We start from the raw sequence: 9,913 nt of genomic DNA on the forward strand, positions 1-9,913 counted from the left end.
TGGCCCGCCCGAGCCCGGCGCCGGTTCCGGCAGCGGCGCGACCGGCTCCTGCTCGGCGGCCTTGGCCGCCGCCTTGCCGTGCTTGGCCGGATTGACCTTCAGGAAGTGGTCGACGAGCTTGAAGAAGCGGTCGTAGAACACGCCGGCCGGGATCGTCTCGCTGGCGATCTTCACCATCGAATCGTCGCTCGAGCCGATCGGCAAGGACAGCGAACCGAGCACCGACAGCCCGACGCTGGCCGAGGTGCTGGTTTTTTTCAGCGTGTAGCGATCCTGCACGGCGTTCACGTAGGCGATGCTCGCACCCGAATCGGGATCCGAATCGACGCAGACCACGTGAAACTCGATCACCACGTGCGAATCGCTGGCCGGCTGGAAGTTCTTGCTGCCGTCGACGGTGTCGGGCCGCGTCAGGTTGGTGGTGTAGCCCTGGCTCAGCAGCGCGCGGCGCGCGGCCTCGCAGGTGGCCGACGCGTTGTCGTGGAAGGTGTGCGTGTACGGGCTGCTCGACGCGTCGAACTGCTCCTGCGTGTACAGCGGCTTGGGTGCGGACGAGCAGGCCGACAGCAGGGCCGTGGCCGCGAACGCGCAAGTCAGGGAAATCAGGCTGAGTCGATTGTGCATGGCGTCGGGTAGTGGGAGGGGACGCGTCGGGCCCGGCGCCGCGCGATGCGGCGTCGAAACGGTTGCGTGACCGGCCGCTATTATAGTTTCCCCTGATGTCCGGCTGCATGTGCCGCGCGAACGCGAGCGCCGCCCCCGAAACGCGCACGCAAAAAAATCCCGCCCCAACGAGGGCGGGATCGTGCCGGACGCGCTGCCGGAATCGCTCAGGCCTGGCCGGTTGCGATCTCGATCTTGCGCGGCAGCGCTTCGGCGCGGCGCGGGATGCGCAGCGTCAGCACGCCGTCGCGCAGGTTCGCGTCGATGCGCGCGGTGTCGAAGTGCGGGCTCACCGCGAAGCTGCGCAGATAGCGCGGCGTGCGCCGTTCGGCATGCTGCACGCGCAGGCCGGCCGCTTGCGGCAGCTCGGCCTGGGCGTCGATGGTCAGGCGGCCGTCGTGCACGCGCACGTCGAGGCCCGCTTTCGCGACGCCGGGCAGGTCGGCCCACAGCGTGATGCCTTGCGCGTCCTCGGCAATATCCACGGCCGGCGTGACGCTCGGGCCGCGGCGCGGCGTGTCGTGGGGGTTCGCCTGGGCCGGTGCGGAAGTATCGGCGGCCGGGCGGTCGATGAGTTCGGGAGTCGTGGTCATGGCGAAGTTCCTCGCAACAATTTACTGAACGTGAATCGAACGCGGCTGTGCGGCAGCGCGCTTGGCGATACGGATGCGCAGACAACCATTGTCGTAGCGCGCCTCGATGCTCCCCGCGTCGGCATTCGACGGCAGTTCCACCGCACGGCGGAAGCGGCCGCTGAAGCGTTCGCGGGACAGCGGCCGAGCCGGGGCCGCCGGTGCGGTTGACGCGGGAGAAGCGGCATTGTCCGCGCCAGACGATTCGGTATCCGAAACATTATCGGACGCAAAAGAAGCGGCAGGCGAAGCGATGCTGCGTTCGCCGCTGATCGTCAGGAGTCCTTTGTCGATCGTCACGTCGAAATCGGCGGCCTGCATGCCCGGGGCGAAGGCGACGATCTCGATCGCGTCGTCGTTCGCACCGACGTTGATCGGCGGGAACGCGTCGAAGCGGCGGCCGCGCGAGGCGGCGAAGCCCGACATCTGCCGTTGCAGCCGGTCGAGTTCGCCGAACAGATCGGCGCCGAAGCGATACGTGGTCATGGTTCGAATCCTCTCGAAGATCGATCGGCACGGCCGGCGCGCAAGGGGCGCGGCGCATGCGATGCGGGGTCAACCGGCGGTGCGGAGCGCAACCGCCTCATGGCTCCACAAGTAGGAGCGTTGCGCACGAATTCAAGAGGGATTTTTCAAATCGATGCGTGCGGGTGCATCGATTGCCGACGGCCCGCGAGGGTCGCGCCCCGCTTCAGGGGCATCCCTATCGGGATCATCCCTAGCAGCGGCGCCATGCCATCCCAAACTTTGGAAACGCGATGGTATGCTGGCCCACTCTCGAATACTGAGGTCTCGCATCGGCAATGCCGATTCCCGCGATCGTTGCACGCCCCCCTACCCGTGAAGGTTTCGCCGCAGGCCGCGCCGCCGCGCCGCGCAGAAACCGGCCTGCGCTCCCGGCGCCCCGCGATGTCGCGAGGCCTGCGATGCGCCGCGCGCCGCCGCGCCCGCTCTGAGGCGCAGGCCCCACGCTCACCGTCTTCCCTTTCAACACCTGTCTGGAGATTTTCATGACCCGAAGCCAAGCGGTCGAGGCTGCGCATTCCCTGTCGCTCGACGTGCCCGAGTACGTTCGCCATCGCGGCCTGATCGACTGGGTCGCGCGCATCGCCGCGCTGACCGAGCCCGACAATGTCGTGTGGTGCGACGGCTCGCAGGAAGAATACGATCGCTTCTGCGAGCAGATGGTCGCGCAGGGCACGATGATTCGCCTGAATCCGGCCAAGCGCCCGAACTCGTTTCTCGCGCTGTCCGATCCGTCGGACGTGGCACGTGTCGAGGATCGCACGTTCATCTGCAGCGAAGCGCGCGACGACGCCGGCCCGACCAACCACTGGGTCGCGCCCGCAGAAATGCGCGGCACGCTCGACGGCCTGTTCCGCGGCGCGATGCGCGGCCGCACGCTCTACGTCGTGCCGTTCTCGATGGGGCCGCTCGGCTCGCCGATCGCGCACATCGGCGTGGAGCTGTCGGACAGCCCGTACGTGGCCGTCAACATGCGGATCATGACGCGCATGGGCCGCGACGTGTATCGCGTGCTCGGCGAGGACGGCCATTTCGTGCCGTGCGTGCACAGCGTCGGCAAGCCGCTCGCGGCCGGCGAGGCCGACGTGCCGTGGCCGTGCAACGACACCAAGTACATCGTGCATTTCCCCGAAACGCGCGAGATCTGGAGCTACGGCTCGGGCTACGGCGGCAACGCGCTGCTCGGGAAAAAGTGCTTCGCACTCCGCATCGCCTCGACGATGGGCCGCGACGAAGGCTGGCTGGCCGAGCACATGCTGATCCTCGGCGTGACCGCGCCCGATGGCGCCAAGCGTCATATCGCGGCGGCGTTCCCGTCGGCCTGCGGCAAGACCAACTTCGCGATGCTGATTCCGCCGGCCGGCTTCGACGGCTGGAAGGTCACGACGATCGGCGACGACATCGCCTGGATCAAACCGGGCCAGGACGGCAGGCTCTACGCGATCAATCCGGAAGCCGGCTATTTCGGCGTCGCGCCGGGCACCGGCGAGAAGACCAACCCGAACGCGCTGGCCACGCTGCGCGAGAACGTGATCTTCACGAACGTCGCGCTGACCGACGACGGCGACGTCTGGTGGGAAGGCCTGACCGACACGCCGCCCGCCCACCTGCGCGACTGGCAGGGCCAGGACTGGACGCCCGCGATCGGCAAGGAAACGGGCCGCAAGGCCGCGCATCCGAACGCGCGCTTCACGGCGCCGGCCTCGCAATGCCCGTCGATCGACGCCGATTGGGACAACCCGGCCGGCGTCGCGATCGACGCGTTCGTGTTCGGCGGCCGCCGCTCGACCACGGTGCCGCTCGTGACCGAGGCGCGCGACTGGACCGAAGGCGTCTACATGGCCGCCACGATGGGCTCCGAAACCACGGCCGCCGCGGCCGGCAAGCAGGGCGTGGTGCGCCGCGATCCGTTCGCGATGCTGCCGTTCTGCGGCTACAACATGAGCGACTATTTCTCGCACTGGCTGAAGCTCGGCAGCCAGCTCGAAGCGTCGGGCGCGACGCTGCCGAAGATCTACTGCGTGAACTGGTTCCGCAAGGATGCCGACGGCCGCTTCGCGTGGCCCGGCTTCGGCGAGAACATGCGCGTGCTGAAGTGGATGCTCGAGCGCATCGACGGCCGCGGCGAGGGCGTCGAGCACGCGCTCGGCCTGACGCCGCGCTATCAGGACATCGACTGGGGCGGCATGGCGTTCACGGCCGAGCAGTTCGAGCAGGTGGCCTCGGTCGATCGCGATGCGTGGCGCGAGGAACTGGCGCTGCACGACGAACTGTTCGACAAGCTGAAGACGCGCCTGCCGCAGGCGCTGGCCGATACGAAGGCGGCCTTCGAAGCGCGGCTCGGCGCTTGATTCGGTAGCCGGCTTGCCCGGCGCATCGTCCGAAACGCCACGCGAACCCGGTTCGCGTGGCGTTTTTTCATGGGCGGGCGGCTCCGCGATCGCAAGCGGCCGGCCCAGGCGGCCCGGAGCAATCCGAAGCCGTTCGGTGCGACAATCGTCGCCATCATTCAACGAGCGAATTCGCTACCGGAGACCGGATCCCATGGATATCCAACGCATTGCCGTCGTCGGCGCGGGCGTGATCGGCGCAAGCTGGACCGCCTTCTACCTCGATCAGGGCTTCGACGTGGTCGTGACCGACCCGGCGCCCGGCGCGGCCGAGCGGCTCGACGCGGCGCTCGCGCGCTTCATGGGCGAGACCCGGCTCGCGGCCTGCCGCGCGAAGCTGCGCTTCGAGGCCGATCTCGACGCCGCGCTCGACGGCGTGGATTTCGTGCAGGAAAACGGCCCGGAGCGGCTCGACGTCAAGCGCGAGCTGTATCGCCGCATGGATGCGCGGCTGCCGGCGGCCGCGTTGATCGGGTCGAGCTCGTCGGGGTTGCGCATGTCCGAGATCCAGACCGCCTGCGAACGTCATCCCGAGCGTTGCCTGATCGCGCATCCGTTCAATCCTCCGCATCTGATTCCGCTCGTCGAACTGGCCGGCGGCGCGCTCACCGCGCCCGACGCGATCGCGCGCGCCAAGCGCTTCTACGACGGGCTCGGCAAGGTCACGATCGTGCTGAACAAGGAGATGCCCGGCCACGTGGCGAACCGGCTGGCCGCCGCGCTGTTTCGCGAGGTCTATCACCTGGTGGGCGAGGGCGTGGTCAGCGTGGCGGATGCCGACAAGGCCGTGTCCTGGGGGCCGGGCCTGCGCTGGGGGCTGATGGGGCAGGGCCTGACCTATCACCTCGGCGGCGGCGACGGCGGCATGGCGCATTTTCTCGACCATCTGTCGGGGCCGATCACGAGCTGGTGGGACGATCTCGGCACGCCGTCGTTCAACGAGGACGTCGATCGCAAGCTGATCGAGGAACTGCGCGAGATTCAGGGCGCGCGCTCGATCGCGGAGCTTGGCGCGGAGCGCGACCGGCTGCTGGTCGAACTGATCGAGGCGCGCCGGCGCAGCTTCCTGCCCTGAGCGCCCGGCGGCGCACGCGTTGGACGAACGGCGGCGCGCGCCTCAGAACTCCGCCGCCGCGGCCACCAGCGTGGCTTCGAGCGCCAGCGTCGAGCGCGACGCCGAGGCGGGCCGGTCGATCACGTATTCGAGATCGCCGAGCACGGGCAGGCCCGCCTCGAGCTTGGCCAGCCCCTGCGGAATCACATAGCCGGCGAACGCCGACACGCCGAGCCCGGCGGCCGCGGCCGCGCGCAGCGCCGCGATGCTGCTGCTCGACACGGCAATGCGGTACGGGCGGCCGATCGCGTTCAGCGTTTCGAGCACGCGCTGGCGCGACACGCTCGGCTCCGGATGCAGCGCGAGCGGCAGCACCGCTTCGCGCCCCGTGATCGGCGAGGCCGGGCCGGTGCACCAGTACAGCGGCTCGGTGCGGATCACGCGGCCGCGCCGGCTGCCGGCGATGCGCTTGGCGAACACCAGATCGTGACGGCCCTCGTCGAGCGCGTGGAACAGGTCGCCCGACAGGCCGGTGGCGATCTCCAGTTCGACTTCGGGATTGCGCTGGATGAAGCTGGCCAGCGCGGCGGTCAGGTGGGCCGAGGCGAAATCCTCGGACATCCCGAGCCGCACCTTGCCCGACAGCGGCGGCCCGCACACCGACATCACCGCCTCGTCCATCAGTTCGAGGATGCGGCTGGCGTAGCGGTGCAGCGCCTCGCCGTTGGCGGACAGCCGCACGTTGCGCGTGTCGCGCTCGAACAGCGGCCGGTCGAGCAGCTCCTCGAGCCGGCGGATGTGCTGGCTGACGGTGGATTGCGAGAGATTGACGCGCTCGGACGCGGCGGTGAAGCTGCCGGTCTGGGCGACGGCGACGAAACTGCGCAGCAGTTCGGGCGGTAACGGACGCATGGTGGAATCCAGGTGAACGACGTCGGCGGCGGCGCGCGGGCGCTGCCCGGCCGGGCCGTCGCAGAAGTCTACGGCAAGACGCCCGCGGGCGGCGCGCGATCGATTGGCGCGGCCTCTGAGTGGCATTGGGCAACTTCATCAATGGCCCGCGCGGCGCGGCATACAATCGCCTGCACCGGATCCGCATCGGAGGAGAGACGCAATGACGGCATGGAATCAGGCGCGGCAGGCCCGCGACGCACGCCTCGCGGCGGGCGCGCCGCTCGCGCGCGGCAAGCGGGTGGCGGCCGAGGACGCGACGGCGCTGCTCGAGGCGGTGCTGCGCCCCGGCGACCGTGTCTGCCTTGAAGGCGACAACCAGAAGCAGGCCGATTTGCTGGCCACGGCGCTTGCCGAGGTCGACAGCGCGAAGATCCACGATCTTCACATGGTGCAATCGGGCATCGTGCTGCCCGAGCATCTCGACGTGTTCGAGCGCGGCATCGCGAAGCGCCTCGACTACGCCTACTCGGGCCCGCAATCGCAGCGCATCGCCAAGCTGCTGTTCGGCGGCCGCATCGAGCTGGGCGCCGTGCACACCTACCTCGAACTGTTCGCGCGCTACTTCATCGATCTGACGCCGCAGGTGGCGCTGATCGCGGCCGTCAGCGCCGACGCCGACGGCAATCTCTACACCGGCCCGAACACCGAGGACACGCCCACCGTGGTGGAAGCCACGGCGTTCAAGGACGGCATCGTGATCGCGCAGGTCGATCGCATCGTCGATCGCGTGCCGCGCGTCGACATCCCGGGCGACCGCGTGCATTTCGTCGTGGAGGCCGGCCGGCCGTTCTTCGTCGAGCCGCTGTTCACGCGCGATCCGGCCGCGATCACCGAAACCCAGATCCTCACCGCGATGCTCGCGCTCAAGGGCATCTACCAGCCCTACGGCATCAAGCGGCTCAATCACGGCATCGGCTTCAACACGGCCGCCATCGAGCTGCTGCTGCCCACCTACGGCGAACGGCTCGGCCTGAAGGGCAAGGTCGGCACGCACTGGGCGCTCAATCCGCATCCCACGCTGATCCCGGCGATCGAATCGGGCTGGGTCGAACAGATCCACTGCTTCGGCTCCGAAGTCGGCATGGACGACTACATCCGCGCGCGCTCCGACATCTACTTCACGGGCTCGGACGGCTCGCTGCGCTCGAACCGCGCGTTCTGCCAGACGGCCGGCCTGTACGCCTGCGACATGTTCATCGGCTCAACGCTGCAGATCGATCTGGCCGGCCATTCGTCGACGGTGACCGAGAGCCGCATCGCCGGCTTCGGCGGCGCGCCGAACATGGGCAGCGACGCGCGCGGCCGCCGCCATTCGAGCGAGCCGTGGCTGAAGGCCGGCGCCGAGGCCGATCCGCACACGCCGGCCGCGCTGCGGCGCGGGCGCAAGCTGGTGGTGCAGATCGGCGAGACGTTCGGCGAGAAGAACGTGCCGATGTTCGTCGAGAAGCTCGACGCGCTGCGCCTGGCCGACAAGCTCTCGCTCGATCTCGCGCCGATCATGGTGTACGGCGACGACGTCACGCACGTCGTGACCGAGGAGGGCATCGCGAACCTGCTGCTGTGCCGCGACGCCGACGAGCGCGAACATGCGATCCGCGGCGTGGCCGGCTATACCGACGTCGGCCGCGGCCGCGACCGCAAGCTGGTCGAACGGCTGCGCGAGCGCGGCGTGATCCGCCGCCCCGAGGATCTCGGCATCGATCCGCTCGACGCCGATCGCCGCCTGCTCGCGGCGCGCTCGGTGAAGGACCTCGTGCACTGGTCCGGCGGCCTGTATGCGCCGCCGTCACGCTTTCGCAACTGGTAAGGACCTGCCGCGCGGGGCGGCAGCCGACCCGCGCGCGTTTCGGCCGGCCCCGAGCGGGCCGGCGGGAGAGATCGAATGGAACAGCTCAACTATCGTCACACCGCGCGCGAGCGCGCGGGCGGGGATGCGGCGTCGGCGCTGGTCGGCGTCGTCGCATCCGGCAATCTCGAAGTGCTCGTCGAGCGCGTGCTGCCCGGCGCGGCCTGCGAGATCGACATTCAAACCGCCGCCACCGGCTTCGGCGAGGTGTGGCAGGCCGTGATCGCCGATTTCGTCGAGCGGCGCTCGCCGGGCGGCCTGCGCTTCTCGATCAACGACGGCGGCGCGCGCCCCGACACGGTGGCGCTGCGGCTCGCCCAGGCGGTTCGTGCGATCGAGGGAGGCCTGCGATGAGCGGATTCGACCTCTCCACGGCTGGCGCGAGCTGGTACGAAGCGTCGGCGCGGCAACGCATCGACGGGCTCGTCGATGCCGGCAGCTTCGCCGAATTCATCGGCCCGGCCGAGCGGGAAATGAGCCCGCACCTGCCGCTGTTCGCGCTGCCGCGCCAGTTCGACGACGGCATGATCGTCGGCCGCGCCACGCTCGACGGCCGCGCCGTGCTGGTGGCCGCGCAGGAGGGCCGCTTCATGGGCGGCGCGTTCGGCGAGATCCACGGCGCGAAGCTCACCGGCCTGCTGCGCGCCGCGCGCGAATCGGCCACGCCGGTGCTGATCCTGTTCGATACCGGCGGCGTGCGCCTGCAGGAAGCCAATGCGGGCGAGCTGGCGATCGCCGAGGTGATGCGCGCGCTGGTCGATGCGCGCGACGCCGGCGTGCCCGTGATCGGGCTGATCGGCGGCCGCGCCGGCTGCTACGGCGGCGGCGGCTTGCTGGCGGCGTGCTGCTCGGCGCTGGCGGTGTCGGAGCCGGGGCGCATCAGCGTGTCCGGCCCCGAGGTGATCGAAACGAATCGCGGCGTCGAGGAATTCGACTCGAAGGATCGCGCGCTGGTCTGGCGCACCATGGGCGGCAAGCATCGCCGGCTGATCGGCGGCGCCGAGCGTTTCGTCGACGACGCGCTGCCGGCGTTCCGTGCCGCCGCGCTCGAATTGCTCGCGGTGCGCCACGGTTTCGATCTCGCGGTGCTCGATGCCGAGCAGGCGCGGCTCGAGGCGCGCCTCGCGGCGTTCGGCGAGTGCGCCGACGCGCGCGACGTCTGGCGCAAGCTCGGCGCGACCGATGCCGAGGCCGACGCCATTCCCGCCATGCCCGGCGACGCGTTCGCCGCGCTGGCCGACCGCCTTCAGGAGACGCGCGATGACGCTCGATGAGATTCTCGGTTCCTTCGATCACGACGTGACGGTGCGCGACGACGGCCTGCTGGCCGGCCGCGCCACCGTCGCGGGCCGCACGGTGGACGTGATCGGCGTGTCGGGCGGCGCGTTCGTCGGCGTGGACGAAGCCCTGTGGCTGTCGGCGCGCGTGCTCGATGCGGTGCGCCGCGGCGATCGCACGCCGATCCTCGTGCTGGTGGACAGCGCGAGCCAGCGCATGAGCAAGCGCGACGAATTGCTCGGCCTCAACGAGTGCCTGTCGCATCTGGCCAAGAGCCTGATGCTGGCGAGCCTGCGCGGCCATCCGACGGTCGGCCTGCTGTATGGCGGCACGGCGGCCGGGGCGTTCATCGCGACGGCCCTGGCCACGCGCGTGCTGGTGGCGCTGCCTGGCGCGGAGCCGGCGGTGATGGATCTGCCGTCGATCTCGCGCGTCACCAAGCTGCCGCTCGACGTGCTGCAGGAGATGGCGAAATCGACGGCCGTGTTCGCGCCGGGCCTCGACAATCTCGCCAAGACAGGCGCGGTCGATGCCGTGCTCGATCCGGCGCAGCCGCTCGGCGCGCAACTGG

At 69.8% G+C, this 9,913-nt stretch carries 10 protein-coding genes; 6 read left to right on the top strand and 4 right to left on the bottom strand.

Going from position 1 to position 9,913, the window contains the following annotated elements:
* The 3 genes from G3N92_RS25975 to G3N92_RS25985 form a co-directional block, all read right to left on the bottom strand.
* Positions 1-624 (bottom strand): DUF2242 domain-containing protein (locus G3N92_RS25975; RefSeq protein WP_206130454.1); only part of this gene is annotated, 624 nt, incomplete at its 3' end.
* A gap of 206 nt (positions 625-830) precedes the next feature.
* On the bottom strand, positions 831-1,256 hold the full coding sequence (locus G3N92_RS25980; RefSeq protein WP_206130455.1) for an Hsp20/alpha crystallin family protein: 426 nt from the start codon (positions 1,254-1,256) through the stop codon (positions 831-833).
* A 21-nt stretch (positions 1,257-1,277) separates the two neighbouring features.
* Positions 1,278-1,781 (bottom strand): Hsp20/alpha crystallin family protein, encoded by a 504-nt coding sequence (locus G3N92_RS25985; RefSeq protein ID WP_206130456.1) that lies wholly within the window; start codon positions 1,779-1,781, stop codon positions 1,278-1,280.
* Positions 1,782-2,305: 524 nt separating this feature from the next.
* Here G3N92_RS25985 and G3N92_RS25990 point away from each other — a divergent pair.
* Together G3N92_RS25990 and G3N92_RS25995 are read left to right on the top strand one after the other, a co-directional pair.
* Positions 2,306-4,171, top strand: coding sequence for a phosphoenolpyruvate carboxykinase (GTP) (locus G3N92_RS25990; protein WP_206130457.1), 1,866 nt, complete (start codon positions 2,306-2,308; stop codon positions 4,169-4,171).
* A 193-nt stretch (positions 4,172-4,364) separates the two neighbouring features.
* Positions 4,365-5,285 carry a 3-hydroxyacyl-CoA dehydrogenase NAD-binding domain-containing protein gene (locus tag G3N92_RS25995; RefSeq protein WP_206130458.1) on the top strand — a complete coding sequence of 307 codons (921 nt, stop codon included), beginning with the start codon at positions 4,365-4,367 and terminating at the stop codon, positions 5,283-5,285.
* 42 nt (positions 5,286-5,327) lie between these two features.
* Here G3N92_RS25995 and G3N92_RS26000 read toward each other — a convergent pair whose 3' ends face one another.
* The gene (locus tag G3N92_RS26000; RefSeq protein WP_206130459.1) at positions 5,328-6,176 is read right to left on the bottom strand and encodes a LysR family transcriptional regulator; all 849 of its coding nucleotides are present in this window, start codon (positions 6,174-6,176) and stop codon (positions 5,328-5,330) included.
* 202 nt (positions 6,177-6,378) lie between these two features.
* Between G3N92_RS26000 and mdcA the strand changes: the two genes are divergently transcribed.
* From mdcA to G3N92_RS26020, 4 genes are all read left to right on the top strand, one after another.
* Positions 6,379-8,025 carry a malonate decarboxylase subunit alpha gene (mdcA, locus tag G3N92_RS26005; protein ID WP_206130460.1) on the top strand — a complete coding sequence of 549 codons (1,647 nt, stop codon included), beginning with the start codon at positions 6,379-6,381 and terminating at the stop codon, positions 8,023-8,025.
* A 75-nt stretch (positions 8,026-8,100) separates the two neighbouring features.
* Complete coding sequence (gene mdcC / locus G3N92_RS26010; protein WP_206130461.1) at positions 8,101-8,418, top strand: malonate decarboxylase acyl carrier protein; 318 nt, start codon at positions 8,101-8,103, stop codon at positions 8,416-8,418.
* On the top strand, positions 8,415-9,338 hold the full coding sequence (locus G3N92_RS26015; protein ID WP_206130462.1) for a biotin-independent malonate decarboxylase subunit beta: 924 nt from the start codon (positions 8,415-8,417) through the stop codon (positions 9,336-9,338). The genes mdcC and G3N92_RS26015 overlap by 4 nt, the downstream gene beginning before the upstream one ends.
* A partial coding sequence (locus G3N92_RS26020) for a biotin-independent malonate decarboxylase subunit gamma (RefSeq protein ID WP_206130463.1) occupies positions 9,325-9,913 on the top strand: 589 nt, incomplete at its 3' end. The genes G3N92_RS26015 and G3N92_RS26020, both read left to right, overlap by 14 nt.

The organism is Burkholderia sp. Ac-20379, from assembly GCF_017104645.1.
Taxonomy (GTDB): Bacteria; Pseudomonadota; Gammaproteobacteria; order Burkholderiales; family Burkholderiaceae; genus Burkholderia.